45 protein-coding genes are annotated in these 23,412 nt (G+C 69.3%); 4 read left to right on the top strand and 41 right to left on the bottom strand.

The genetic code is table 11. The annotated features are described in order from the left end of the window. Positions 1-250: 250 nt before the first annotated feature. From E2651_RS23375 to E2651_RS23270, 24 genes are all read right to left on the bottom strand, one after another. Positions 251-466 (bottom strand): hypothetical protein, encoded by a 216-nt coding sequence (locus E2651_RS23375; RefSeq protein WP_135333162.1) that lies wholly within the window; start codon positions 464-466, stop codon positions 251-253. Positions 467-482: 16 nt separating this feature from the next. Further along, positions 483-698: a hypothetical protein gene (locus E2651_RS23370; RefSeq protein WP_135333161.1), complete on the bottom strand. Its 216-nt coding sequence runs from the start codon at positions 696-698 to the stop codon at positions 483-485. After that, entirely contained in the window at positions 698-943 is a 246-nt protein-coding gene (locus E2651_RS23365; RefSeq protein ID WP_135333160.1) for a hypothetical protein, read from the bottom strand. Before E2651_RS23365 ends, E2651_RS23370 begins: the two co-directional genes overlap by 1 nt. 12 nt (positions 944-955) lie before the next feature. Continuing rightward, complete coding sequence (locus E2651_RS44085) at positions 956-1,111, bottom strand: hypothetical protein (protein ID WP_167828874.1); 156 nt, start codon at positions 1,109-1,111, stop codon at positions 956-958. 12 nt (positions 1,112-1,123) lie between these two features. Further along, the gene (locus E2651_RS44080; RefSeq protein WP_167828873.1) at positions 1,124-1,294 is read right to left on the bottom strand and encodes a hypothetical protein; all 171 of its coding nucleotides are present in this window, start codon (positions 1,292-1,294) and stop codon (positions 1,124-1,126) included. 11 nt (positions 1,295-1,305) lie between these two features. Further along, positions 1,306-1,785 carry a hypothetical protein gene (locus E2651_RS44700; protein ID WP_209446222.1) on the bottom strand — a complete coding sequence of 160 codons (480 nt, stop codon included), beginning with the start codon at positions 1,783-1,785 and terminating at the stop codon, positions 1,306-1,308. A gap of 33 nt (positions 1,786-1,818) precedes the next feature. Continuing rightward, positions 1,819-2,394: a restriction endonuclease gene (locus E2651_RS23350; protein WP_135333159.1), complete on the bottom strand. Its 576-nt coding sequence runs from the start codon at positions 2,392-2,394 to the stop codon at positions 1,819-1,821. A gap of 16 nt (positions 2,395-2,410) precedes the next feature. Next, complete coding sequence (locus E2651_RS23345) at positions 2,411-4,702, bottom strand: hypothetical protein (protein WP_135333158.1); 2,292 nt, start codon at positions 4,700-4,702, stop codon at positions 2,411-2,413. 33 nt (positions 4,703-4,735) lie between these two features. Beyond that, a complete protein-coding gene (locus tag E2651_RS23340) occupies positions 4,736-5,218 on the bottom strand; it encodes a conjugal transfer protein TraB (RefSeq protein ID WP_135333157.1) in 483 nt (160 codons plus the stop codon). An 11-nt stretch (positions 5,219-5,229) separates the two neighbouring features. After that, a complete protein-coding gene (locus tag E2651_RS23335) occupies positions 5,230-7,476 on the bottom strand; it encodes a hypothetical protein (protein ID WP_135333156.1) in 2,247 nt (748 codons plus the stop codon). Between the two features lie 115 nt (positions 7,477-7,591). After that, positions 7,592-7,813, bottom strand: coding sequence for a hypothetical protein (locus E2651_RS23330; protein ID WP_135333155.1), 222 nt, complete (start codon positions 7,811-7,813; stop codon positions 7,592-7,594). Beyond that, on the bottom strand, positions 7,810-8,370 hold the full coding sequence (locus E2651_RS23325) for a hypothetical protein (RefSeq protein ID WP_135333154.1): 561 nt from the start codon (positions 8,368-8,370) through the stop codon (positions 7,810-7,812). The genes E2651_RS23330 and E2651_RS23325 overlap by 4 nt, the downstream gene beginning before the upstream one ends. A gap of 30 nt (positions 8,371-8,400) precedes the next feature. Further along, a complete protein-coding gene (locus tag E2651_RS23320; RefSeq protein ID WP_135333153.1) occupies positions 8,401-8,649 on the bottom strand; it encodes a hypothetical protein in 249 nt (82 codons plus the stop codon). A 15-nt stretch (positions 8,650-8,664) separates the two neighbouring features. Next, positions 8,665-10,551, bottom strand: coding sequence for a DUF2637 domain-containing protein (locus tag E2651_RS23315; RefSeq protein WP_245239120.1), 1,887 nt, complete (start codon positions 10,549-10,551; stop codon positions 8,665-8,667). Between the two features lie 146 nt (positions 10,552-10,697). Then, on the bottom strand, positions 10,698-10,889 hold the full coding sequence (locus E2651_RS23310; RefSeq protein ID WP_135333152.1) for a hypothetical protein: 192 nt from the start codon (positions 10,887-10,889) through the stop codon (positions 10,698-10,700). Positions 10,890-11,079: 190 nt separating this feature from the next. Beyond that, positions 11,080-11,310 carry a hypothetical protein gene (locus E2651_RS23305; RefSeq protein ID WP_135333151.1) on the bottom strand — a complete coding sequence of 77 codons (231 nt, stop codon included), beginning with the start codon at positions 11,308-11,310 and terminating at the stop codon, positions 11,080-11,082. A 147-nt stretch (positions 11,311-11,457) separates the two neighbouring features. Beyond that, a complete protein-coding gene (locus E2651_RS44075; protein ID WP_167828872.1) occupies positions 11,458-11,601 on the bottom strand; it encodes a hypothetical protein in 144 nt (47 codons plus the stop codon). Next, a complete protein-coding gene (locus E2651_RS23300) occupies positions 11,598-11,897 on the bottom strand; it encodes a hypothetical protein (RefSeq protein WP_135333150.1) in 300 nt (99 codons plus the stop codon). Before E2651_RS23300 ends, E2651_RS44075 begins: the two co-directional genes overlap by 4 nt. Then, positions 11,897-12,481, bottom strand: a complete 585-nt coding sequence (locus E2651_RS23295; protein ID WP_135333149.1) for a hypothetical protein — start codon at positions 12,479-12,481, stop codon at positions 11,897-11,899. The genes E2651_RS23300 and E2651_RS23295 overlap by 1 nt, the downstream gene beginning before the upstream one ends. A gap of 270 nt (positions 12,482-12,751) precedes the next feature. Continuing rightward, positions 12,752-12,988 (bottom strand): hypothetical protein, encoded by a 237-nt coding sequence (locus tag E2651_RS23290; protein WP_135333148.1) that lies wholly within the window; start codon positions 12,986-12,988, stop codon positions 12,752-12,754. Next, positions 12,985-13,233 carry a hypothetical protein gene (locus E2651_RS23285; protein ID WP_167828866.1) on the bottom strand — a complete coding sequence of 83 codons (249 nt, stop codon included), beginning with the start codon at positions 13,231-13,233 and terminating at the stop codon, positions 12,985-12,987. Before E2651_RS23285 ends, E2651_RS23290 begins: the two co-directional genes overlap by 4 nt. Further along, positions 13,233-13,544 carry a hypothetical protein gene (locus E2651_RS23280; protein WP_135333147.1) on the bottom strand — a complete coding sequence of 104 codons (312 nt, stop codon included), beginning with the start codon at positions 13,542-13,544 and terminating at the stop codon, positions 13,233-13,235. The genes E2651_RS23285 and E2651_RS23280 overlap by 1 nt, the downstream gene beginning before the upstream one ends. Continuing rightward, positions 13,544-13,786 carry a helix-turn-helix domain-containing protein gene (locus E2651_RS23275; RefSeq protein ID WP_135333146.1) on the bottom strand — a complete coding sequence of 81 codons (243 nt, stop codon included), beginning with the start codon at positions 13,784-13,786 and terminating at the stop codon, positions 13,544-13,546. The genes E2651_RS23280 and E2651_RS23275 overlap by 1 nt, the downstream gene beginning before the upstream one ends. A gap of 173 nt (positions 13,787-13,959) precedes the next feature. After that, positions 13,960-14,700 (bottom strand): GntR family transcriptional regulator, encoded by a 741-nt coding sequence (locus E2651_RS23270; RefSeq protein ID WP_167828871.1) that lies wholly within the window; start codon positions 14,698-14,700, stop codon positions 13,960-13,962. 188 nt (positions 14,701-14,888) lie between these two features. Here E2651_RS23270 and E2651_RS23265 point away from each other — a divergent pair, with 188 nt between their 5' ends. The 3 genes from E2651_RS23265 to E2651_RS23255 all read left to right on the top strand — a co-directional run bounded on the left by E2651_RS23265 (position 14,889) and on the right by E2651_RS23255 (position 16,568). Beyond that, positions 14,889-15,464, top strand: coding sequence for an endonuclease domain-containing protein (locus E2651_RS23265; RefSeq protein WP_135333144.1), 576 nt, complete (start codon positions 14,889-14,891; stop codon positions 15,462-15,464). Between the two features lie 105 nt (positions 15,465-15,569). Continuing rightward, complete coding sequence (locus tag E2651_RS23260; protein WP_135333143.1) at positions 15,570-15,884, top strand: hypothetical protein; 315 nt, start codon at positions 15,570-15,572, stop codon at positions 15,882-15,884. A 195-nt stretch (positions 15,885-16,079) separates the two neighbouring features. Next, positions 16,080-16,568, top strand: a complete 489-nt coding sequence (locus tag E2651_RS23255) for a DUF6083 domain-containing protein (RefSeq protein ID WP_135333142.1) — start codon at positions 16,080-16,082, stop codon at positions 16,566-16,568. On the opposite strand, the gene E2651_RS23250 is transcribed toward E2651_RS23255, so the two are convergent. From E2651_RS23250 to E2651_RS23240, 3 genes are all read right to left on the bottom strand, one after another. Further along, positions 16,565-16,813, bottom strand: a complete 249-nt coding sequence (locus tag E2651_RS23250) for a hypothetical protein (RefSeq protein ID WP_135333141.1) — start codon at positions 16,811-16,813, stop codon at positions 16,565-16,567. The two genes, E2651_RS23255 and E2651_RS23250, sit on opposite strands and share 4 nt — an antisense overlap. A 93-nt stretch (positions 16,814-16,906) precedes the next feature. Continuing rightward, complete coding sequence (locus tag E2651_RS23245; RefSeq protein ID WP_135333140.1) at positions 16,907-17,152, bottom strand: hypothetical protein; 246 nt, start codon at positions 17,150-17,152, stop codon at positions 16,907-16,909. Positions 17,153-17,170: 18 nt separating this feature from the next. Further along, complete coding sequence (locus E2651_RS23240; RefSeq protein ID WP_135333139.1) at positions 17,171-17,455, bottom strand: hypothetical protein; 285 nt, start codon at positions 17,453-17,455, stop codon at positions 17,171-17,173. A gap of 121 nt (positions 17,456-17,576) precedes the next feature. Between E2651_RS23240 and E2651_RS44070 the strand changes: the two genes are divergently transcribed. After that, positions 17,577-17,732, top strand: a complete 156-nt coding sequence (locus E2651_RS44070; RefSeq protein ID WP_167828870.1) for a hypothetical protein — start codon at positions 17,577-17,579, stop codon at positions 17,730-17,732. A gap of 11 nt (positions 17,733-17,743) precedes the next feature. Here the strand turns inward: E2651_RS44070 and E2651_RS23235 are convergent, their stop codons facing one another. The 14 genes from E2651_RS23235 to E2651_RS23180 all read right to left on the bottom strand — a co-directional run. Continuing rightward, positions 17,744-18,199: a Pycsar system effector family protein gene (locus tag E2651_RS23235; protein WP_135333138.1), complete on the bottom strand. Its 456-nt coding sequence runs from the start codon at positions 18,197-18,199 to the stop codon at positions 17,744-17,746. Beyond that, a complete protein-coding gene (locus tag E2651_RS23230) occupies positions 18,196-18,405 on the bottom strand; it encodes a hypothetical protein (RefSeq protein WP_135333137.1) in 210 nt (69 codons plus the stop codon). The genes E2651_RS23235 and E2651_RS23230 overlap by 4 nt, the downstream gene beginning before the upstream one ends. After that, a complete protein-coding gene (locus E2651_RS23225) occupies positions 18,398-18,808 on the bottom strand; it encodes a hypothetical protein (RefSeq protein WP_135333136.1) in 411 nt (136 codons plus the stop codon). The genes E2651_RS23230 and E2651_RS23225 overlap by 8 nt, the downstream gene beginning before the upstream one ends. A gap of 33 nt (positions 18,809-18,841) precedes the next feature. Next, positions 18,842-19,084, bottom strand: coding sequence for a helix-turn-helix transcriptional regulator (locus tag E2651_RS44065; RefSeq protein WP_167828869.1), 243 nt, complete (start codon positions 19,082-19,084; stop codon positions 18,842-18,844). Continuing rightward, complete coding sequence (locus tag E2651_RS44060; RefSeq protein ID WP_167828868.1) at positions 19,084-19,245, bottom strand: hypothetical protein; 162 nt, start codon at positions 19,243-19,245, stop codon at positions 19,084-19,086. Before E2651_RS44060 ends, E2651_RS44065 begins: the two co-directional genes overlap by 1 nt. After that, positions 19,242-19,709: a hypothetical protein gene (locus E2651_RS44055; RefSeq protein WP_167828867.1), complete on the bottom strand. Its 468-nt coding sequence runs from the start codon at positions 19,707-19,709 to the stop codon at positions 19,242-19,244. Before E2651_RS44055 ends, E2651_RS44060 begins: the two co-directional genes overlap by 4 nt. Beyond that, on the bottom strand, positions 19,706-19,909 hold the full coding sequence (locus E2651_RS23215) for a hypothetical protein (protein ID WP_135333134.1): 204 nt from the start codon (positions 19,907-19,909) through the stop codon (positions 19,706-19,708). The genes E2651_RS44055 and E2651_RS23215 overlap by 4 nt, the downstream gene beginning before the upstream one ends. Further along, positions 19,906-20,220 (bottom strand): hypothetical protein, encoded by a 315-nt coding sequence (locus E2651_RS23210; RefSeq protein WP_135333133.1) that lies wholly within the window; start codon positions 20,218-20,220, stop codon positions 19,906-19,908. The genes E2651_RS23215 and E2651_RS23210 overlap by 4 nt, the downstream gene beginning before the upstream one ends. Before the next feature lie 239 nt (positions 20,221-20,459). Continuing rightward, complete coding sequence (locus tag E2651_RS23205) at positions 20,460-20,702, bottom strand: hypothetical protein (RefSeq protein ID WP_135333132.1); 243 nt, start codon at positions 20,700-20,702, stop codon at positions 20,460-20,462. 224 nt (positions 20,703-20,926) lie between these two features. After that, a complete protein-coding gene (locus E2651_RS23200; RefSeq protein ID WP_135333131.1) occupies positions 20,927-21,187 on the bottom strand; it encodes a hypothetical protein in 261 nt (86 codons plus the stop codon). Beyond that, on the bottom strand, positions 21,187-21,510 hold the full coding sequence (locus E2651_RS23195; RefSeq protein ID WP_135333130.1) for a MazG-like family protein: 324 nt from the start codon (positions 21,508-21,510) through the stop codon (positions 21,187-21,189). Before E2651_RS23195 ends, E2651_RS23200 begins: the two co-directional genes overlap by 1 nt. A 21-nt stretch (positions 21,511-21,531) precedes the next feature. Then, the gene (locus tag E2651_RS23190; protein WP_135333129.1) at positions 21,532-21,900 is read right to left on the bottom strand and encodes a hypothetical protein; all 369 of its coding nucleotides are present in this window, start codon (positions 21,898-21,900) and stop codon (positions 21,532-21,534) included. Then, positions 21,900-22,904, bottom strand: a complete 1,005-nt coding sequence (locus E2651_RS23185) for a hypothetical protein (protein WP_135333128.1) — start codon at positions 22,902-22,904, stop codon at positions 21,900-21,902. Before E2651_RS23185 ends, E2651_RS23190 begins: the two co-directional genes overlap by 1 nt. 164 nt (positions 22,905-23,068) lie before the next feature. Continuing rightward, positions 23,069-23,412, bottom strand: a 344-nt coding sequence (locus E2651_RS23180; protein ID WP_209446221.1) for a hypothetical protein, incomplete at its 5' end; no start/stop codon positions are given.

Genomic DNA, 23,412 nt, shown 5'->3' with positions numbered 1-23,412 from the left:
CGCCTAATCTGCCGGTTCCCGCCCCGCTCCCCCGCCCACCGCGCCACACTGCCCTCATGGCGGTCCGCTTCGGGGTTCAGGCTGACACGGAGCGGGAGTGCAGCAGGCGCTAGAACTCCTGTGCGCCAGCCTCGGGTTGGAGCCCGCCCTGTACCCGCGGCAGGTCACCGACGACAGGTGGATGGCCCGCGCGATCCCACCTATGACGAAGGCCCCGGTCGACGACCGGGGCCCGTCGTGAGCAGGTAGGTCAGGCGGCGACCGTGTTGGCCTTCTCTCGGATGTCCCAGACGAGGCCGAGGTCGTCGACTTCGAGGACGGTGCCGCAGTCGCCGCGCGTGTATTCCTTGTGGCCGCCGTCGGTGACCTTTCCGGTCATCTCGTCGTCGCAGCAGTCGGGTGCGAGATCGTGGCCGACCTCGTCGGCGAGCGAAAGTTCCATGTAGCCGCAGATGGTCGGGGTCATGCGCACGGGCCTTCTCCTATCGCCAGGCGGGGCCGTCGTATTCGACGGCGAAGATTTGAGCGTCGGGGTGTTCGGACTGCGTGCGGAGTACGTCGGTGACGACACAGTCGAGGCTGTTCGTCGAGTTGATGCTGAGGAGGGTGCCGGTTCGGCGGTCGTACAGCCGGTAGTTGATGTTGGTGTGGGTGACGTTGCGCTCCGGCAGCGGCTTTCCATTCCAGATGTCTGGCATCACGACACCTCCGGCTCCTGCTGGACCCGGTGCTCCTCTGCGCGCAGGAATGCGTCCCGTTCTCGGGCGATGGCGGACAGCGTGAGGCGGATGACGAGCATGCCTCCGGCGACGACCATGGCGAAGCAGATGACGGCGATGACGATCTGGCTGACGTGGAAGTGTTCGAGAACTGCGGCGCTGCATCCCGCCAAGGCTGCGAGTCCGACACAGCCGAGGATGTCGCGCCAACTGAGTTTGCACATGACGACGCCTCCTCAGGCCGCGACGGCGTTGCCGTCGGCTGCCGGAACGTGCTGGAAGACGGTCGCCTCGACGGCGTCGGCGCCCGCCCAACTCGCCTTGCGCGCCTCGACGAGCAGGTAGACGGCCCGCTCCTTCAGGGCTGCGGGGCCAGCTGTGCTGGTGGTCATGGGGGTTCTCCTTCAGTCGTTTCGGCTGGTGCGGTTTGCGTTGCGGGTGGTGGGCCGCTGGTGGGGCTGGCAGGTGTGGTTGCGGGCGATGCCGTCCGCGCGGGCGTCGCTGTTTGCGGTCTGCCTGAACCCGCAGCCGCATTCGACGACTGTGCTCAACGCACGACGAATGGTTCGGATCATGCGGTCCTCCTTCAGGGTTGGTTGTTGACGTTGGTGACGCTGGTTCGTCCGAGCCATTTCTGCTGGACGTGGTTGTGGGTTTCGTTGTGGACGTGATTGACGACGCGTCCGCCTGCCCTGGCGAGAAGCCACAGGGCGAGCATGGCGACGACTGCGGTGGTGGTGCCGATGGTCGCGATCCCGGCAGCGGCCTGGCCGATACCCCAGCCGATCCCCGCCCCGGCCGATCCGGCGCCGATGCCTGCCCCGGCCATGCGCTGGGCGAGCGGGTCGAACAGCGGCTGCGGGGTGAGATCGCGGGGCGGGGGCGCCTGCATGGGTACGGGCGCCTGCGACTTCCGCATGGGGACCATCTCGCCGTAGGCGTTCGGTACGTACACGACGGGGTCGTGCTCGCCATACAGTTCGATCTCAAGCGGCTGGACGACGTGCCGCCGCTGCCCGGCGGGGGCGGCGTAGCGCTGGTACCGCTCAGGCGGCGGACTGTTCATCGGGGCTCGTTCTCCTTTCGGTTGAGGGCTGGGTCAGTTCCATGGAGCGGCGGCGCGCTGGCCGCCAATCCATGCGTTGAGGCGCGTTTCATCGACCAGCGCGATGCCGACGTGGTCGGCGAACTGGCGGGCGGCGGCAGTGAATCGGCTGGTGGTGACGATGGAGGCGTGCGTGCAGCCGTGCGCGTCTCGGTAGGTGCCGTTGACCATCTGCACGTGCTCGTTGCCGACGTTGTTGCCGTGCTTGTACCGCTTGGCCTGGATGAGGCCGCGGCGGCCGCGGGGGTCGACGTACAGGACGTCTGCGGCGTGATCGTTGGCGCCGCCGACCACCCGGACGCTGCGGCATCCGTCGCGGCGGCACAGGTCGGCGATGAAGTGCTCGAACTCGGCGGGCCCCAGCCGCTGCAGGTTCGCGGCCATCCGCTGGCGCCGGGCCCCTGTCGTCCGGCGCCGCACCTTCACCCCGATGACTATGGCGATGGCGCCCAGGGCGAGCATCCCGATGGCGAGGAGAAGGTTGTCGAGCGCCCAGCGGAACCCGGTCAGGGCGAGCACGGCAAGAGCGATAGCTGCCCATCCGTTGATGCTGCGCTTGCGTATGGTCATGGCGGTCGGCGGTCCTTCAGTCCGTTGGGATGGGGTTTGAGGCGAGGCGGTAGGCGCCGCGGCGCCCGGCGAATTCGATCTTCTTGTCGTCGTTCTGGAGCTCGCCGACGGCGGTGTTGACGAGCAGCGGGTTCGCGCCCTTGATCCGCGCGCGGATCGTGCGGATCTCCCAGTCCTGGCCGTCGGCCAGCAGCTCGAGGACCAGGTGCTTGATGACGTGGACGGGCAGATCGTCGCCGTCCTCGTCTTCGTCCTCGCCGATGAGGGCCTGGGCTTCGGCTACCTCGTCGGCGGTGAAATCTCCGTGGCCGATGTTCTTGGGGTTCGCGCCGGAGAGGAGCAGCTCGGCGTACTCCAGGGCCTTGGCGTAGGCCTCTTTGAAGACGCGGTCTTCTTCGGGGGTGAGGACGGGGATAGGCGCCGACTCGTAGAGGGCGATGATCCCCGGATACGTCTTGTTCTCCTTGCGGGCGTTCCAGGTGCGGGCGGTGAAGAGGACCCCGTCCTGGATGTAGTTGGCCAGACCGGCAGTGAGCGGCCCCTTCTTGAGGTCCTTGCCGTGGAAAGCGGCGTCGATGTCGCTGCTGCTACCGACGCTGAAGTGCCGGGAAATGGGCTCGACGGTGACGCCGGGCGGCAGGACCCCGTCGGTGGCCATGTGCTGCGTGGTCGAGGAGTTGGTGCGGCCCAGCCAGACCAGGCCGTTCTTCGCGTTGGCGCGGATGCGGTCCTTGTCGCCGAGGTCTTCCAGGTGGATGGACTGGGCGGCGAAGCGGATGCCTTTGAGGAGCTTGCGGCCGGTGGACTGCTCGTCGCCGACCATGCCGGTGACCCACTTGCGGAAGTGCCGTGGGACGTCGGCGTCCTCGGCGAGGATCCGGTTGAGTTCGTCGAGGGTGACGTTGACCAGCGGCCACGGGTCGTTGATCTCGGCTGAGCTCCAGCCGTTCGCTGCGGAGACTTCCTCGCGGTACTTCGCCAGGGCGTTGGATCCTGCCAGGGTCGCCCCGGTTGCGGCGATGCCCTTGCCGAAGTGGTAAACGCGCCCGTCGGCCTCGGGGAGGCTCATGCCGTTCTGGGCATCGGCGACGATTGACACGACGCCGGAGATCCGTTCGGCGGCCAGGATGTAGTTGAGGGTGACGGACTTACCTGCGCCCGGCGCTCCGGCGAAGAGGTCGGTAACGGCCCCCATCACGGGGTCGTAGAGGGCCATGCGGGCGGGCCGGCCGTCGTGGCGCACGCCGATCTGAATGGTGCCGTCGTCGGCCATGGTGAGGTCTGCGACGGTCGCTTCCCGCAGATGCATCAGCGGGTGCGTCTTGTACAGGGAGATGATGCCGTCGCCGAGGCCGTCGGTCTCGACCGTGACCAGGGTCAGGTCCTTGTACTTGAAGGCACGGGCGAGCTTCTTCTGGTCGAGGTTGATGATCTGGTTTTCGGGGGCGGTGACGCGCAGCGCGATCCGGTTCGGCTCGAGCCGGTAGTCGTCGAGGATCATGCCGGGGGCGGCGCCGTTCGGGCCGGCGACCCTGGCATTCCAGATGCGGTGGATCGGATCAGCAGACTGCGCGCTGGAGCCGAGGGTGGGACGGGCCAGCAGGTGCTTGCGGCCTGGCCCCGAGCCATCCATGGGCTGCAGCCACACCGTGCCGACGGGCAGGTCGAACACCGCAGCCAGGGCGGTCTCGTTGAGATCGGGGACGGCCTCGCCCTGCTCGGCGACAACGGTGCCCCAGAAGTCCTGCAGCAGCTGCCCCTGCTGATCCGTGTACTGGTGCACGCCGACGAGCCGGGTCGTGCCGGTCGCTTTGGCGTTCTCCCACTGCCGGGCCCGGTAGGCGAGGTAGTCGCCCGGCGCCGCCTCGATCGCCGGAGCCGACTGGGCCGCCACAAGGGGCAGTTCGCCGAGCCGGGCGGCGTTCGTGAACGGCGTGGTGGCCACCATAAGCGCGCCCCATGCGGGCGCCAGTGCCCACTCCCACCACGGGGCACCGGAATGCAGGACGTTGGTCAGATAGGCGGCAGCCGCCGTGAGGGGCGGCACCGCGATGTGGGCTGCGCGAGTCAATCCTTCGTCGATCAGCAGTGCGCCGCACTGGCGCCACAGCCACCGTGCGGTGGAGATACCCAGTGCGGCGGCGCCGAGGTGGGCCAGCCACAGGTCAGGAGTCTGCGAGGCATACCCCAGGCCCGCGGCGGTAACGACGTGGACGAGGCGCTCGCCGCGCTTGCGGCGTCGGATACTGCGGGCGGCGAGCAGGCGCGGCTCGGCCTGCACTGCGGGCTGTTGCTGGGTGACGGCCATGGCCTGCTCCTCCTCTGCGCGGAGTGGGTGGGGTCAGGGGACGCGGTTGAATCCGGGAGTCGGCTGCTGGTAGGGGGAGGCATGGACGCTCTCGTAGATGCCTCGGTACTCGCGGTCGTGGGCGTCGACGACGCCGCGTGCGCGGGCCTCCATCGTGTCGGCGGCGGCCGTGACGCCATCGGCGCACTCTGCGACGCCCACGAAGTAGGTGCCGACCTCGTGGTAGCGGGCGACGAACCTGCCGTCGACGCCCGCCTGGCCGCACATTTCGGCGACGCGGTGAGCGAAGGCTGCGTCCCGGTGCATGCGCGCCTTCAGCAGGTGCATGCGCTCCTTGAGGAGGACTGCCGCCACGGCCAAGGCCATGACCCTGGCGCCGGTGGTGACGAAGTTGAGGACCCCGCCGATCGCCTCGCGCCAGCCCATGCGGGGCGTCGGGGCATTGTCCGGCGCGGTGGCGGCGACTTCGGAGCCGGTCTGGACGGAGGTGGGCTCGATGACGGTGCTGTCGCTCATGGTCGGTTCCCTCAGGTCTCGTTGTGGGCGGGCGCGGACGGCGTGGTGAGGCCGGCGTCGGCGGTCGCCTGGGTGATGGGCCGGTAGGCGTCTTCCATCTCGTTGGCAGCGCCTTCAGCCTCTTCCGCGGCGGCGAAGGACTTGCTCTCCATCTCGTCGGACATCCGCGCCAGGACCTCCATGGACTCACCGAGGGAGGCCATGGCGCTGGTGAACAGGACTCCGACGAGGTTGTTCTGGGTGGCGAGGTGCTCGGCGAAGGCGCGCAGCGTGTCGCGGAGTTTGCGAGCCCGCTGTGACAGCAGCTGGCTCTGCTGGTGGGTTTTGAGGCCGTCGTTCTTGAGCTTGATGCCGCCGTCGACGGCGTCGTCGAGGGTGATCTCCGTGGCGTGCTGCGGGTCCATCCGCCGTCCGCCGTAGGCGCCGACCGGTCCTGGGTGCATGCTGGGCTCCTTGCTGGTGCGCGCTTGTGCGGGGGCAGGCGGCATGGGAATGGGTCCACTCGTGCCAGGTCGCTGTGTATGCGGCTCGGGTGCGGGCGGCAGCAGGGGCGGTCCCTCGGCGGGCAGCGCCTGTTGTTCATGCCCGGAGTCGTCCGACTCCCAGGTCTTGGCCTGCGCGCCGACGTGGTCCTCGCGCCAGACCTTGAAGTCGCTGGGTTCGGACTGCGAAACGTTCTCGTAGGGGCCGCGCCTGCTCTGTGACCCGGTTCCGGGCCGGGAGCCTCCGCCGCCAGCCTGGCCGGTCCCTGCGCCGGGGCTGGCGGTGCCGCCGAAGCAGCCGTCGTTCATCCACCCGCGCCCCTTGGCCCGCCCGGAGTTGCGAACACGGTCGCGGGCCGCGCTCCACCGGCTCTTGCGGCCGGGACCGGTGGTGTCGGTCTTCGGCTGCTCGCGCCGGGGCTGCTCCTGCTTGGCCTGCTTCTTCTGCCGCTTCTTGTCGTTCTTCCACAGCGGCGGCACCCCCAGGTCGCCACCGCGCTTGTTCCAGCGGTCGTTCGCGGCGTCCTTGGTGTCGTTCTTGAACGCGTCCCACAACTTCGTCCGGCCCGGCGTACCCGTGCCGTTCTTGGCGTTCCTGTCGACCGGCTTCTTCTTGGTGAGGTTGACCTTCCCGGGGTCGGGTGTCTTCTTTGCGTCCTTTTTCAGGTCGTGCTTCTTCTTGCTGTCAGGCCCGGCCTTGTGGTCGTCGCGCTTCCACGCGGCGGGCTTGTCCAGGTTCTTGCGCCGCTTGTCGAGCCTCCGGTCGGCGGCCCTCTGTGCGGTGTCCTTCAGCGCCCGCGGCAGCCGGGTACGGTCCGTCTTCTTCGTACTGGGCTGCTGCTTGAGGTCGCGTCCGCCCTTGCCCTTCTCGTCCTTGCCCTGCCCGGTCTTCTTCTTCAGGTCCGTGCCGGCGCCCTGCGAGCCCCGCATCGGGGACTTCTGTCGTCCCGGCTTGTCGACCCGCTTGGAATCCCCGGACTTCTTGCCTCCGTTCGGGCCCTTCCCTGCACTGTCCTGCTTGCTGCCGCGCCCGCCGCCTAGCTCCGGCTTCTTCGCCCCGCCGCCTGCGCCTTTGTCGGCTCCTGCACCGCGGCCCTTGCCGCTCTGCGGCCCGGTCCCAGCGCCCGCCTTGCTCCCGCGGCCCGACCCGGTGCCCGCGCTCTTGTTGCCTGTTCCGGCTCCGCCTGACGCACCCTTCCCCCCGCCGACAGCCTTCCGGCCGAACTCCTGGCTGGAGGGGATCCCGCGGGGCGCTTTCCCGTTGTCCTTGGCGCGCTGCTCGGCAGCCTTATCGCCGATGCCCCGCATCGCCAGACTGTGTTTGTCGCGCGCCTGCTTCTGGTCCAAGGCGTTCTTGGCGGCTGCCTCCCATGCGGCGTGCTGCGCCTGCTCCCTGGCCAGCTGGTTCTTGATCCGGGCCGCCCGCAATGGGGCAAGTTCCAGGTCGCGTTGCATGCGCCGCTGACGCTGGTCCTCCAGCACCGTCACTGTGCCGCGCAGAGCCGCCACCGCGACGGCAAGGACCGCCGCCATCGACAGCGCACCGAGGCGGGCACCGGTGTCGTCGGGTGCGCCGGCCCGGAACGTGGTCGGTGTTTGGCCGCCCTGGCGTACCGCGGGCGGGTTCGCAACCGCGGCGGCGATCTGCAGTGGGCTTCGACGGCCGGTACCGCCCGCGGCGGGAGGCTGCGTCGGCGGGGGCGGTACCTGACCGCCCCCGCCGGAGGGCCTGGAAAACCCGATCCGCGGAAAGTTGATGATGTTGTCGTCGGTCACGGCGCCTCCTCTCGAGGTTGACAGGCTGTAACCGGATCGGGGACCCTCGCGCGTGCGCGTTGCGCATGCGCGTCGGGGCCGCCGGATGCGCGCTCTCGCAGGACGAAGGCGCCCGTCATGGCGACTGTGTGTGACGTTGGTAGAAGTCGTGGCAGTGCGCGGCGTAGGCCTCCGCAAGGCTCGGATCACCCTTCTCCAGAGCGTCCTTGGCGAGCTTGCGGCAGACGTTCGTCCAGAACGTGATCAGATGCATCGGCCCCTTCTCGGCCGCTCGCGCCTGCTCCGCGTTGTAGTGATCGGCCTGGTTCGACAGCGTCCTGGCCTGCCCCCGGTTCACATCGCCTCCGGAAACTCAACCTGCGGAAACTGGTCGGTGATCTCGCCCAGCGGTCCCCCGGCGGCCGGCGGCATCGCATACGGCGTCGGATTCAGCAGCTGGGCCTGCTGCGGAGCAGGCGGCGCGGCGGGCGTGGTCACCTGCTGCGGATCCGTGTTGAAGCCGTGTGCCGACTCCGCCAGCGCCCGCGCGACCTGTAGTTTTGCCAGGCCGCGGAGCCTGGCACGCTGCTCATCACGCCGCGCCTTGATTTCCTGCTGCCGTGTACGACGGGCGGGCAGCTCGACCACCTCACGGTTGAAGACCGCATTGGCCGCCTCGACTTCCGCCGCAGCCTTCCTGACCTGCTGAGATGCCTTACGCAGCCGCTTTGCAACCTTCTTGGCGCGGCGTTTGGCCGCCCCCGGCCTGTCGCCCTCGAACACGGTCTGCGCGAGCCGCGCCTCGATGACCTGCGTCAGCGTCTCCACGCCTGCCACGTCGCTGGCCCACTGGTCGCGCTGACCGTCGGTGTACTCCCGCATCCCGTCCTGCGTCATCAGCCGGTCGATGTCCATCAGACTTTCCCTATCGGTAGAAACAGCAGGTCAGGAGGCGTTCTCGTCGCCCGAGACCTGGGCGTTGAACACGTGACGCTCAGCGCCGAGACGATCCAGGACGGTCGTGTCGAGGACCAGCGAGAGACGAACCTCGGTCGTCGACTGAGCGTTCAACCGGGTGGCCGGATCGCCGGGGTAGGCGACCTTCATCGCGGAGTCGATCCGGCCCTGCGCCGCCCGCAGCAGACTCAGGGCTTCCTCGGCAGTCGTGGCCGTCCAGGTGACGGGCTGGGTCATACGGTTCTCCTTCGGTCAGGTTCCGGTGAGCGGGGTGACGTTCTCGGAGCCGAGCGCTGCAAGGCGTGACTCCTTCTGTTCGATCTCGCCGCGGAGCTTGTTGGCGTACTGACGGGAGTCGAACTCGGAGCCGATCCGCTTCAACTCGTCGACGAGTTCGCCTTCGAGGGGCCGTCGGCCGAGGGTGTCGTAGAGCGCCCTGAGGGCGGCCTTCGCTTCGGCTCGCGTGGCGCCACCGGGGCGCCTCTTGCCGCCCTTCTTCGAGGCGCCACCGGGGCGCTCCGTGGCGGATGGCTTCGGCGCCTCCGTGGCGTTGTTCGTGGCGGGATCAGGGGCGCCATCATGGCGTCCGGTGGCGGCGCCCTGTGGCGCCTTCATGGCGGGTGCGGTCTGCTTGCCGTGGCGCTTTTCAGGGCGCCCCATAGCGGGTGCCGTGGCGCCGGTCTGTGCACGTCGCAGGGCGTCCTCGAAGGGCACTCCCGTGTCGTACAGATCGAGCGGCCTGAGCTCCGCCTCGGTGGCCTGCTGACGCCAGCCCGAGCCCTTCCGGTTGTGGGCACGGCGAATCTTGTACTTGGACTGCAGGGAGCGGATGTACACGAGGCGCTCGCCCTCGTCCGCGATCGCCACGTTCAGGTCGCGGACCGTCCACACCTGCTGGCGCCGCCACAGCCGCCACGTCGACCGGAACGCCAGAGCCCACCGGATCAGCTTCGGAGTCTGCGTGTGCTCCTTCGCCTCGATGTCCGCGATGCGCCCGATGGCATGCCGGGCCGCCTCGACTACGATCACGAACAGCACGGGCATCGCCATGTGTAGACCCACGCCCAGCGGATCGGGCCACGATGCTGCGGCGTTGAACCAGACCGTGGCGCCGGTGAGGATCCAGGCCGCATGCCGCAGCATCGGCATCGACATCCGCAGCCACGTCAGGAGCAGGTCCAGCGCGAGCAGTACGCCGATGCCGGCGTCGATGCCGATCGGGAGGACGCCGGCGAAGCCACCGAAGCCTTTCTCTTCCGCGAGGTCACGGACTGCACCGTAGGAGCCGGTGAATCCGATCGCGGCGATGGCGGCGGCACCGACGATGATCAGGCCGATCAGGAAGCGGTGGATGGCCGTGAGTTGCACGGCGCCCGGCTTCGGACCGCGCCGCTCGTTGCGTGCACGGCGAGCTTCGACCTTCAGCTCCCTGCGGTGGATCTTCTTGGCGGTGCGCGTGGAAGCATCGGCCAGCCTCTGTTCGGCAGCGGCGCGCAGCTCGGTTGCCTTCGCTTTGAACTGCTCACCGTCCTCCCTGAGCTGCCGGGCGGCCACGATGTCGGCGGTGGCCTGCTCTTGCAGCTCCCGCGCGTTCGCCATGGCCTGCCCTATACGAGCATCGGCGTAGCGGTTGGCGTCCGTCATGACGCGGTCGGCGCGCTTACGAGCGGCGGCCAACACGTCGCCAGCTTCTTCCCGAGCGCCTTGGCGCACGGCCGCGGCTCGGCCTTCGGCTGCTCCCTCGATGCGGTTCACGGCGGCCTCGGCCTCAGCCTGCGCGTTGCCGGCGTATCCGTCAGCCTCTTCCCGAAGGCGTGCCGCTTCCGTGCGGGCCTCGGACAGGAGCCGTTCCGCGTCGACGTTCGCGTTGTCGCGCAGCTCCCGGGCGGCCTGCTCGGCATGCGAACGGAGTTTGTCCTGCTCCTCGTCCGCGGCGGCCACCGCGGCGGAAGCCTCGTCGTGCGCCTTGCGGATGATCTCCTCCGCCTCGCTGCGGGCGTCGGCGATCAACGCCTCGGCGGCAGCCTCGGCCGCCTGAGTCTGCACGGGGGCCGCCGGGACTGCAGCAGTAGGAGCGGGCTTGGGGGTGGCCGCCGCGGGGGCGCGGCGGGGCTGCTTGGGCTTGCGGCGGGCGGCCACGGGACCTCTCTCTTTCGGTGGGGTGGGCGGTCGGCGGGGCTCAGGCGTCCGGCTCAGCCTCGGCCGGGGCGTACAGCTGCTCCCGCAGGCCGGCGAGCGGCAGGTTGAGGAAGGTGTTGACGATGGCGCCCACGCCCAACGCGGCTTCACGAGGTGCGGGACGGGACGGTGTTGACCATCAGGGACAGGAGCAGCAGGTAGACGATCAGCGCCGCCGTGCTGGTCGCGCCGACGGCAGGCGGGGGTGCGCCGAGCTCCTGAAGGGTCAGCGCGGTGCTGTAAGTGGCCGCCCCGGACGGGACGATCACGGCCAGGGGCTTCAGGAGTTGGTGGTTCACTGCGAGCCTCTCTCGGTTCGTGGTGGGAGTGCTGATGCGGTTCCCCTCGACCGGGTCCGTGCGAGACGGGCCCGGCGGGCGGCACGGGCCGCGGCGTAGACCGCGTCTGCCGCGCGTTCAGCAGCGGCGATCTTTTCGGGGGTGGCAGACATGGAATCCTCGCAAGGTCGGGGTGGTTGATGAAGCGGTGTCAGCCGCGTCCGTCGCGGCTCTGTACCAGCTGGATGGCCATGCGGGGAAAGTCGGCGACTGCGTCGAAGTCGGCCAGGGTCACCCCGTACCGCTCGGCAACCTGGACCATGCCGTCCAGGACAGCTGCGGCATCCGCCTCCTGAGCGGGCGTCGGCCGGAAGTCCGGGGCGAACTGCCGGGCCGCAGCACCGATACGGGCGCCAATGTCGTCGAGGTCGTTCTGATCCACGGGGAGGCCCTTCGTGATCGGGAATCGGATGGTGGTGCGTGCCCCCGCCCGCCTTCGAGGCGTAGACCCGGGATCGGGCTGGCAGAGGCTGGGGAGCCGCGGCGGCGGGGTGCCGTGGGGGAACGGAGGACCCCACCGCCACGGCGATCAGGGGGTGCGGCGCTTCCGCGCCTCAGCCTTGACTTCGGCCTTCAGCCGCTTCGCCGCGGCTACGGCTTCCGGGCCGCGCTTCCTCGCGAGGCCCACGTTGATCGCGGCAGCCAGCTGCTCAGGGGTCCGGCGGCCCATCACGACACCGCCTTCACGCTCGCCGTGATCTCCATGGCGACGAGGCGCGGCTGCGGCTCCCGCAAATCCACCCGGCCGGCCACCGTCAGCTCGGCGCCGACGACAACCAGCGGAGCGAACTCGCGGTACGTGGCCGGGTAGACCAGGCACTCCAGGCCGTCGATGACAGCCGACGCCCACGGGTTCTGCTGGGCGGTGATCCTCGGCGTCACCGCAGCCACGACACCCTCGACGGCGACAAGCTCGCCATCCAGGCGGTCACCGACCGCGGCGGGCGAGGCAGGGGTGAACGTGCTCATCACGCCACTCCCGCCTCGGTCCGCCCGGACGCGGCGTCAAGAACCTTCCACAGCAGGCCGTCACGGGCCGACCCCGGATCGATCAGCGTGACCTGCCAGGCATCCACCGCAGCCCGCACAGCATCCGCATGACAGCCGTCAAACATGTGCGCGACATCGGCGGCGTCGATCCGATGCCCGGCAAACTCCATCGGCTCACCGTCACGGGCGGTGACAGTGTTCGGCCATCCGAACCCGCCCGCCGACGACAGCAGCCCGTACCGGACGAGACCGGCCTCCCTGGCACCACGGAGCAGAGCCGTCGACAGATCGTCGCGCTCGACGAGCGCCGTGAACGTCGCCCGGTGAATCCACAACTCGCCGTCCACCCGCTCAACCGAAGCAGGCTGCGCGGACAGGACGACAATCCCCGCCCGGCACGCCGCAGCCAACGAGTCGGCCGCCGGATACAGCCCCTCATCCGGGCGGCCCTCACGGCCAGGCCACTCCGGGACACGGCCCTCATACCAGCCGGCCATCAGAATGCCGAGATCAGCCAGAGACCGGGCCTCAGACCACGCAGACAGATCAGTCTGAACAGACATACGGATCCTCCAAAGGATCAAAAAGGTGGGACCGCGGGTGACGAGGCGGAGGGGAGCCGAAACACCCGCCACCCGCGGCGTATTGGGGGTTAGGCGCGAGGAGCGCTGCACTCCTTGCAGCACCACTGGAAGGGGCTGTTGCCCGCGTAGCCGCACTCCTCGCACAGCCACTCGTAGACGGCGATCAAGAACACGAGCTTCTCCTCGACGTGAGAGGTGGAAGGCTGCGGGCGGAGGCCAGGGGGATGGTCGTCCCCGCCCGCAGCCGATCTAAGGGGTGGACTTCGGCAGAGCGCGGCACGTCTCGGCATGCGCCTGCGCCATGTCCTGCGCCCGCCCGTCGAAGTGCCGACTGGTCTCATAGGGGCAGCAGCGGCAGCGACAGACCGAGTGCTGGCCGTCCGTCCGAAGCACCTCGACGTGCATCGACGGATCGCGGAAGATCTCCCCGCTGAGCGTCAGATAGCGGGCCACGACGTCCTCAGCCCATGCAGGCTGCGGCTTCACGACACACCCCGCACGATCACCAGGAACGCGTCCGACGCCAAGTCCATGACGACCTCCGCGGGCTGGCCCTCCATACGGCGGGCACGAGCGAACTCCTCCGCAGGCCAGGAGCCACGCGGACCGCCAGCCGGGAAACGCTCCAGGACAGTGCGGGGGCGGACCAACGTCGACTTGTCGTGGGCCGTGCGGTCGTTCTCCGAGAGGTCCGGCTGAGTCGCGGCGGGGCGCAGGATCGCGGTAGCCATCACGCCTTCACCGCCGACCAGCACTCGCCGACCAGACCGGCCGGATACGACCGCCGAAACCCCTCACGGTCCGCCAGTTGGCCGGCCACAGCGAGAAACACGTCCCGCGCCCGACCAGCAGCCGACTCCAGCTCGGCCTCCGACAGAACCGACCCCTCCGCGGCCGGAATCGACGCCCAGACAGCGCACTTGGCCTCATGAAACAGACGACCACCCGAAACAGCCGGGGAGAAATGCAGGTGCAGGACATTCAAAGCGGCCACCGCAGCCGACGGCAGCGGAGCGGTGGGGTAGGTGGTTGCTGTGGCCATCAGGCCACCTCCTCGACGGGAGAGATCTGGGAGCCGTGCATGTACGCGTCGACGTCCGAGGCCCAGCAGCGGAAGCCGCGTCGCCGCTTCTCGCCCTTGCCGAGCCGCATGGCCTTGAGGAGGCCGCTGTCGGCGAGGCGATAGACGGTGGCGACGTGCACCTTCATGAGGGCTGCGACCTGCTTGGCGTCCAACAGTTCGTCGGCCCGGTCCGGGTCGGGGGCTCGGTCTTGGGCGATCACTCGGGCTCCAATGGCTTGTAGCTGGCTCCTTCGAAGGACAGCTCGATGGACGTAACGATGGCGTCCTTCGAAGGAGTTGTCAAGCTCGCCAAGTGAACTGAGTTCGCAGGGATTTGGGCGCACGAAAAAGCCCCCACCGGCTGATGCCAGTGGGGGCTGAGGGCAGACGTGATTCAGATGGGGAACTCGTACTCGAGTATGTACTTCGACGCATCCAAGGTCATCTCGTTGACCTCGACCGCGCGCCCTTCCTCGTCATAGGCGACTCGCTCGATCAGGAAGATCGACATACCCTTGCTCAACCCCAGAGCCTGAGCCTCCTCCGACGTGGCGACGCGGCCATAGATCCGCTCGCACGCTTTCACGGGGCGACGCCCGACCTCCGCCAAGCGCTCGTACATGCCGCCAGCACCGGTGTCGGCGCGATCCACTCCAGCCTCGGCGGCCAGGCCCGCAAGGAGGTACGAGGCGGCGAGCTGTAGCTTTCGGCCGTCCAGAGAGAAGAGTCGGCTTCGACGACAGAACGGCCCAGCACCGAGGATCTCCACGACACGGTCCGATGCGGTCGCCACCTCGTCGACATCCACCTGCACGTCAGGCTCGCGACCTTCAAGGTCCGCGCTCTGAATGGACTGGGCGCCGCGGGCGAAGCGACGAGGGGAGGGACGAATGAGCCTCTTAGGGTCGAGGACGAAGACACCCTTGCCGTGCCGGCTGACCGCCAACCCCTCCGCCATGAGGCGCTCGTAGGCGGCCCGGACCGCCGCATTGGACAGGCTTCGCTCATCCTTCAATGCGGCCTCGCTGGGCAGCTGGGCGCCGGGGAGTAGCTCGCCTGACTGAATCAGGGCGCGAAACTCGGCGGCGAGCTCTGCGGCGACGTACCGCCCAGGCTCTCCCTTACGTGGCGCCAATGGTCCTCCTCGCTCGACTCCTTTGAAGATGTTAGCTATCGCTCTAGAGCACGCGCGAACAGGGCGGATTCTGCGAATCCAGCAGAACCCCTTGACTCCTTCGAAGGAGCACGGGCACGGTGGGTGCGTCACCGACCACACCACGGAGTTCCGGCAGCGCACAGCTGCTTCGGAACCGCGGAGGGCGCATGCACTTTCGACGCAGGCCGCAGCACTCAGGCGGCATCGGCTGCCCGGTTCACCAGTTCTACTCACTCTCATGCGACGACTACGAGGCGCTCTGGGAGCGCAGCGGCGGCGTGTGTGAAGCGTGCGGCTTCGAGCCAGACCGTCCAGAGCGCGGCCTCGTCATCGACCACGACCACAGGTACGGCGATGCGGCCGTCCGCGGTCTGATTTGCCGCTGGTGCAACAACGCACTTGGCAGGCTGGAAAACCCCGACGTCCATCCAGCCTTCGGCCCAGGCCCCGGTTCCTGGTTCCGAAGCTACTTCCGGCGGGCCTGGTTCGTTCGCACGCCCGACCGGCAAGCCAGTGTCGATGTCCTCGTGGACCGAGAGCGGCTCGGCGTCGAGCTTCGCGAATGGCGCAAGTACAACAAGGCCCTGTTTTCCACAAACCCGAAGGCCGCAATGGTGCCGCTCGACAAGGCGTCGATCACGGCCGAAATTCTGCGAGAGGAGATGAGTCACCAGGCTTTCGCCACTCTCGTCCGCACCGTGAACAAAATGCGCGAGACGCCGAAGTCGATCGACTCCGCCTAGCCTGCACCAACGCAAAACGGCCGGGCGCTACGAACGCCCGGCCAGTTCAACCAGCGGCCCCAGCCGCTGATCAGCAACCCATCCCGATCAAAGGAAGGTCTAGCCATGACTTTAGCGCAGGCGCGGCGTACACCCCAGCGTCAGATCACCACCGACCACATCCTCACCGCCCCGCTCCCCGACCTCCTGGCCGAGCTCCACGTCGAGCTGGTGGAGTCGGGGATCACCGAGCCGAAGTTCACGGGGACTGCGGTCCGTGATGGCGGGTTGACGGTGCTGGCCCTGCCGCCGGGCCGTCCTGACTGGGAGCGCGACATGATCGCCCGCCAGTTGCTGGGGACGCTGTTCGACGTGCCGATGCCGGATCTCCCGGGCGAGTACCGGATCACGGAGTTGGAGCCGGAGTTGCTGGCTGCGTGATCGCCCGCGCGTCGACGCCCCTGCATTGCGGGGGCGTCTCGCTGTCTACAGCGCCTGCCCGGCCGCCACGGCTGCGCCGCGGGGGCCGGAACCGTTCACCGTTCAACTCGGGTGCCGGGCGGGGGTTCCCTCGCCGCATACGCCCCGACCGGTTCGCGCCGTGCGGCATGCTCACCTCCGCCGCACGCTCACGCTATGGGGGACTTCGAGGGCGCACTCACACAGCCGGACCGGAACTCGGGCGAAGGCGACGAGACGTACTGGGATCGCGTTCGGGAGGTCACGGACCGGGCGGAGGCGATGCTCCAGGGGGCGACGGCACCTGCTCCGCCAGATCCACCGGTCTGCCCGGAGTGCGGGCAGGAGGCGGATCGCTTCCCGACGTACTCCCAGGCGTGGGTGCTGCTGGAGCCGCTGGAGCCGGTGAACGAAGTGCCTGCGCATTTCGTGCCGCCGCGGCAGCGGTGGCTGGTCAACAGCGACGGCGTCGCGTGGAATCCGTGGGAGGCCGAGCCGACTCCGGGCGCGGTCTGCCGGATCGCTCACCGTCTGGTGTGTCCGGGGGTGGAGCCCTTGGATCTGTGGCCTTGGCTGACTGCGGAGCGGGAGGAGAGCGGGCGTCGGGCGCAGCGCTTGTTCAACCCGCCCCGTCTCCCTGCGCCGGATGAAGCTGGCGCCAGCTAGCGGCGGCCGGCCTGCCCGTTGTCTTCGTTGTCCTGCAGCGTGCCGACTTCCCCGCTCCCGCCGCATTCCCCGCAGTCGACGACGGTCTCGTTGCCGTCGCTGTCCCGGACGGTGATGGTGCCGCCGACGCAGTTCCCGCACGCTGGCACCGCATCCTCCAGGAGCCGCTTCGACAGGTTGATCAGCCGCGTGTAGCGGTGGTCTTGCTCCAGTGCGGGGATGTGTTCACGGTCGACCCAGGCCATGTGCGGCTCCTTGCGTTGCTGCCAGGGTCCTGCGGTGGGCTGCGGGCGGCAAGACGTCCCCGCCCCGGAGTCCGGGCGGCGGCGTTGTGGTGTTCAGCGGCGTCGTCGTTGGATGTCGTAGATCCGCACGGTGCGCCGTTCGTGGTTGACGGCGATGAGGGCGGTGACGAGGGGCCGGATGAGCTGGCGGTGGATGCCGTCGTCGAAGCCCCAGGGTTCCGTGGCTGCTTCCGGGTCGTGGCAGACGTCCGCGAGGCCGAGGGTGAGCTGTTCGCTGGCGTCGTCGGGGAGGGAGTCCCATACGGCCATGAGGGTCGCGTCGCAGAGGAGCCGGTACACGGGCTCCAGCGTGTCAGCTCAGGCTGCGCCGCGTGAGCGGATTCGGGCAGCTTCGCTGAGGACACGGTCGGTGACATCGATCCACTCGCCGGGCGGCTCTTCTCCGCGGGCTTCGGCTGCCGCAACCTCTCGGCCGCGTTGGACGGCGGCGAGGGTGTCCTTGGCGATGCGCTCCCACTTGGCGAAGACGTGGAGGAGTTCGTGCGCCGGCGCCCGGTTGATCTCGCTGAGGAAGCGCTGCGCGAGGGCAGGATTGCCGAGGGCGTCACGGATGGACTCGATGGTCCACGGCTGCTCGCTCATCACTGCCTCCCTGCCGACCGTTATGGCCTAGGCCATCATGTCAAGGGCGCTTGCGTTTGTCAGGCTAGCTTGCGCATCCGCACCCCGTGACCGCGGCCGCCGGTCAGCCGTTGCCCTGGTCATGGATGACGAGACGCTGCTGCCCGTGCTGACCCTCGGTGAGGCGCAGGATGTGGTGGAGGTGCTGGCCGCGGTGGTGGACGGCGGCGAGGTCGACGAGCAGGTGGCGTACTGCCTGCTGTCGAATCTCGCCGCGCGGGTGCCGTCGCGGGACTAGGTGGGTGCGGTTCAGGCGGGGGTGATGGCGGCGAGTGCTGCGAACGTCAGCAGTCCGATGCCGCCGAGCAGGAGGTGGACCGCGCGCCGGATGCCGTGCATCTTGCGGGAGGCGAGCCGGGCCATGTCGCAGAGGCGTTCGGCGCGCCGGTCTTCGCGGAGCTGCTCGCGCACCTGCTCGGGGGTGCAGGTTGCCCAGTGCGGCCAGCTGTGCCGGGCGCTTCCGCCGAGGGCGGGCCGGACGACGAGGAGCAGTGTCACGATCGCCTCCACGAGCGTGGCGGCCCCGAGACCGCCGGTGATCTGCGCGGCCGCAGGGAGGCTGTAGTCCTTGACGGCCCCGCCGGTGACGGCGAGTGCGGCGCCGGCCAGGCCGACGAGAAGGGCGGCTTTGGTGTCGGCGCGGCCTATCTCGGCGCCGACGTGAGCGAGGTCGGTGTCGAGGGCCTGATCGGTGCGGTCGGTCACGCGTCCTCCTGGTGGCAGCGGCAGATGCAGCGGGCGTCGCAGTGCTTGCACGTACCGGGCCGTTTGGCGCCTTGCATGCCGGTCATGTTCTGGCAGTAGTCGTGATCGCCGTGGAGGCAGCCGGTGGACAGGTAGATGTGACGCCCGGCGATGCGGTGAGCGATGCGCTGGAGGGCGGTGGCGAGGCGGGTGCGGAGGTCAGTCATGGCTTCGGTCTTCCCATTCGCGCTCGGTCCAGTGCCGTTTGTCGTCGTCGGCGGCTTCGGCGATGGTCGGCCCGTCGTGGACGGTGAGGTGCCGCCCGTCGGCGTGCTCGCGAAGGTACCTTTCGCGGGCCTGGGTGCCTTCGAAGTACTGGATGGCCCAGGCGGTGGCGTGGAGGTAGCCGGAGGCGAGGCCGCTTTGGGCGATGGCGACTTCGTCGACGGTGGCGGCTTCTGCGGCGGCGAGGATGCGGGCCCGGTCGGCTTCGAGGCGGGTGATCAGCTGGCGGTAGGCGTCGGGCGGCTGTTCGCCATCGAAGCCCTGTACGGCCCTCTGGGGCGCCTCTGCGCCCTTCGGAGGCCGCCCCGGCTCCATCTCGGGGCTGCGGGGCGCTCTCAGGGCCATCTGTGGCCGTCTGCACGGGTGTTGGGGTGTCGGTCATGCTGCTGCCTCTCGTTGCTGGTCCGGTATCTGGATCTGGTGGACGCCCAACTCGCCGACGGCCAACGCGATGGCGACGGCTTGGGCCCGGTCGGTGGCGCCGAGCCTGCGGTAGGCGGCGGTGAGGATCTCGGCGACCGAGTGGACGCTGACGCCACGCCATTCGGCGATCTGCTGGTTCGAGTTGCCGTTGGCTGCGAGCAGCAGGACTTCCCGCTGCCGGACGGTGAGGCCGCGCACTAGAGCCACTCCCCCGCCACCGTCACGGTCTCGGCGGTCGCCCACTGCTCGCCGCTGACGTGCTGTCCGCGTATGTCGGCGGGGCGTTCGTCCTGGTCGCGTTCGACGAATAGGTCCACGTTGGAGTGGCCGGACGGTTCGGCAGCCCACTCGCCGGTCACGGCTTGCCGCCGTTGATCGCGCGGGCCACGGTGAGGGCCTGTTGCAAGGCGCTGTAGGCGTAGCAGGGGCTGCCGTCAGAGTTGGTCTCGACTGACACCTGGATGTGGCCGTCGTGGAGTTCCGCGAGGTGGCTCGCCGCCTCGTAGCCGCGGGCCTCCGCGTCCAGCCAGTCGGCGAGTGCGAGGCCGACGGTGGGATCCATGACGGCGGTGTACGCGCCGTGTCGGGTCCGCATGTGCGGGTAGTCGCGGCGTCCTCCGGACCCGTGGATGAGGCGTGTGCCTGGCCCGTCGGGGTTCGCGGCGTAGAGGTATCCGGATCCGCGTTCACGCTCAGTGAAGTGCCAGCGGTCGGTGGGCGTCCCGCCCTTGTCGATGGGTGTGGCCGTGGCGGTGGATGCGGCGGCGGCGAGGGCCCTCAGCTTCTCAGCTGCGGTGCGGAGTTCATTGGCGGGGCTGGTCATGGTGTCCTCCTGTGGGCGGGTTTGCCGCCGGTGGCGGGTTTGATGCGTCCGCGGCTGTCGACGATGCCGTCGGCCTGGGCGAGGAGTTCGAGCGCACGGCGCAGCACGGACGGGGCGCGCTCCTTGTGGGCGGCGAATGCGGCAAGGATCTTCGCGGAGCGGTCGTCGGGCATCCAGCGGACCGGCTCACGGGCGGTCACGGGTGGCTCCTGGTCCGCTCGGCGGCGATGAAGTAGCTGACGTGGGCTGCGTCGCGGCAGTAGGCCTCGTGGTGTCCGACGGGGCGTGCGCACGGCGGGTACGTGGCGCCGTCCGTGGACCGGGTCTTGCCGCAGGGCGGTCCGTTGAGGCGGCCGTCGTCGAGGATCCGGAGCAGCCGCATCCGGTGCGTCTCGGTGATCGCGCGGCCTGCGAGGGACTCGAGGTAGTCGAGGGCGAGGGAACGCTGCTCGGCGAGACGGTCGAGTTCGGCGGCGGGGGCGCCAGCGCGCCTGTTGAGGACGTCGCGCATCCACTGAGCGTCAGACTCAGCGACGTGCGCGCCTGCGGACCGCGCGATCATGATGAGGGTGGGCTGGCCGTCACCGTCTCGGTGATCGGATACCCACACACTCCAGGGCTGCGAGCCTCTGGTGGGCGGCGTGTGCCCGTCAGGGCAGTGCGGGCAATTGGTCATCGATTGTTCCTTCGGGTTGGGGGTGGGCGGCGGCCGGAACCACCGCCCACGGGGCTAGTTGGCGGGTGGCGGAGTCATGTGGTGGCCTGTCCTGCGGCGCTGGGGCCCTCACCGGTTTCGGTGACCCGATGCTCGATGGCGACGATCGCCGTGTCCCGCAGGGCGATCCCGCCGCCGCCCGGAAGCAGGAATGTCACCCACTGCTTGCCGCCGCTGCTGCTGGGCTCCAACCGTTCGGCGTGGTCCGCGAGGGTCATGCCGCCTGTGAGGACTTCGACGGTGTGCTCCGTGACGCCGGCTACGTACCGGATGGTCATGGTGTCGGAGTTGAAGTTGACGATCGCTTGCAGGGCTTGTGTGTCGCTGTTGATGGCGAGCCTCCTCGGCCGGGCTTACGGCTGTTCGGTCCAGTAGTTGTCCTCTGCTTGACGGATGCCGTCGCAGTGGCATCGCGCAGCCGGATCGTCGTGCTGCGGGCATTCCTCGTTGTGGGCGGGGTCTTTGTGTTGCTCGGTCATTCCGTTTCCTTCCTCGGGGGCGGTCAGGGGCGGGTGATGTGGAGTCGGCGTCGTCCGCCGCCGGGCTGCTGGTCGGGGACGACGTGGTAGCCAGCGGCCTGGAGTTCGAGCCGGTAGCGCTCGAGGCCGTCCTTCTCGCCGGGGCCGTCGTGGTAGGCGTTGACTTGCCGTCGTCCGGCTTGGGCGGTGCGCCAGCCGGGGATCCAGTCGTCGCCGGTCCACTCGGAGTGCGGGTAGTCGGCGAGGACGGTGTCGACGTCGCGGGCTCGGATCGCGCGGCCCATCAGGTGGCCGCCTGCGACCGGGCTTCGATCTTGGCGAGTTTCTCGGCGACCATGTCGTCCGGGTTGCCGTCGGCGATCGAGACGAGGGCGACGGCCGCGGTGACGATGACGTCGACGAGCTCGTCGCACACATCGCTCCGGCTGTGGGTGATGCCCTTGCGGGGGTTCTGGCCGGTCGCGCCGATCCAGGCTTGCGAGACTTCGCCGACCTCCTCGGCGAGCTTCAGCAGCCGCAGGCTGATCTCTTCCTGGCTGCGGCCGTTCTCGCGGTCGAGCCAACCGACGAGGCGGTAGATCGTCTTCCACTGATCGGGTTCGAGCATCGGATTCCTCCAGGTGGTGGGCTAGTTGGCGACAGAGTGGGGCGGGTAGTACGCGAACTGGATGTAGTCCATGCCGGGTGGCCCGTTTCGGCGCGGCTGGACGCGGTAGACGGTCATCTCCTGGCAGGACCGGCAGCGGAACGCTCGGAAGCGTTTGGTCGGCCTTCCGGGGCCTGCGAGACCGAAGTTCAGGAGGATCGGGCCGGGGTGGTCGCACTGTTCGCAGCCATTCAGAACGTGGGCAATGATCACCGGTGCGGCCTCCCACGCCTCCCACGTGATCGACTCCCCGTCGTGCTGGTCAGGGAGGGGCGGGATCGTTGTCTGCTCGGCGAGCTGCGCCTTCAGGGAAGCGATCTCCGCGCGAAGTCCGGCCTCGGTGTCGGGCATCACGCCTCCCCCGCCTGCTGCGCCTCGTGGGCGCATTGGCAGCCCATGCCGAAGCCGCTGCCGCAGGTGACGGCGTGCCCGGTGGCCGCCTCGTAGTCGTCGGAGGCGGGCCGGATCACCTGCCGCGCCTCGTCGGCCGCCGTAGCCGTGCAGCAGACGCAGGACGGCGGGCACGGGCACTCGCCTTCGAATCCCTGCGGGTGAACGCACAGCTGCTGCGCCTCGTCGGCCATGCGGCGGAGCTCGGCCATCACGTCGAGGGCGCCCTGCTCACGCTCGATCTCGTGCTGGCCGTGCCGTTTCTGGGCCACGCACTCTGCGACATCGGCAGCCTCGCGCAGCACGGCGGCCCGGTCGGCGGGTGCGGTCGCTCCGCCCGTCGCCTCCCCGCGGTGCAGGTCGTCGGCGAGGCGTCGCAGGCCGACCTGCGCGTCGAACGGACGGCGCGGCTCGGCGGGGAGGACGGTCAGCACCGCGTTGGCGACGAGAGCGCGCGCCATGCTGGACGCCATGGGCAGCACGCTCTTGACCGCCTCCTCGATGCGGTCGCGGAGGGCCTGGTCGGCGGGCGCAGACACCTGTAGTGCCGTGGGCGTCGGGTCGCTGTCGCGCGGGACGCCTTCCGCGATGCGGGCCAGCATCATCGCGTTCGCATCGCTCGTATTGCCGGTGTACACACCGACGAGCCGGGCCGCCTCCCGCATGGCCGCCGACCACGAAGCATCGGCGGGCGCAGACGGCACGGCGGCTTCCCGCTTCGCCGTGCGGGCCTCGTTCTCCGCACGGATCCGGGCCTGACCCGCCTCCTCGACCTGCGCGAGCAGCTGCTCGTTGGTCGCGAACACGGCGTTCCGCTGGTCCCGGAAGGCGTCGCGCTCCTTCCGCAGCCGCTCGATGGTGCCGCACATCCCGGCGAGCGCGTCGCCGTCCTCGCGATGCCAGCGAATCAGCTTGGCGTTCTCGGCCTGCAACTCGGCAAGCTGCCCTTCAGGGGCGTCAGTCACGGTGCTTCTCCTTGATCGGGTCGGTGAGGATGGTCAGTTGGTGCCGAGGTAGCGGTAGCCCCTGCGGGGCCGGAAGCGGGAGAGGCTGCTTGCTCACAGGTGCACTCCAATGCAGGCTGGGGCGAGCACCGCCCGGGTAACGGCCGGGCGGTGCGCAGGGGTGGTCACGGGGCGGGGTGCTGGCCGTCGAGGCGGGCCGCGTATTCGCGCAGCTGCGCGCCAGCCCAGTAGCGGGCGTCGACGTTCTCCGGGACCGGCTGGCCGCTGAGCATCCGCCCCAACTCGCGGGCGTGAGCTGCGAGGACGTACTTGGCGGCGGTGAACGCCGATGCCGGGCTCAGCGCCGCATCGTCCTGCAACGCATCGGTGAGGGCGTCCAGGGCGGGCGAGCTGTGTGGCGGCAGTGGATCGCAGTCGGCCAGTCCGCTGGCAACAAACTCCAGCAGGTCGTCGAGGTGGGCGGGGCGCTCGGGCATGTGCTGCTCCTTCGGGTCGGGTTGGGGATCAC

This window comes from Streptomyces sp. MZ04, from assembly GCF_004684775.1.
Taxonomy (GTDB): Bacteria; Actinomycetota; Actinomycetes; order Streptomycetales; family Streptomycetaceae; genus Streptomyces.
This window is presented reverse-complemented; position numbering and strand designations above follow the sequence as displayed.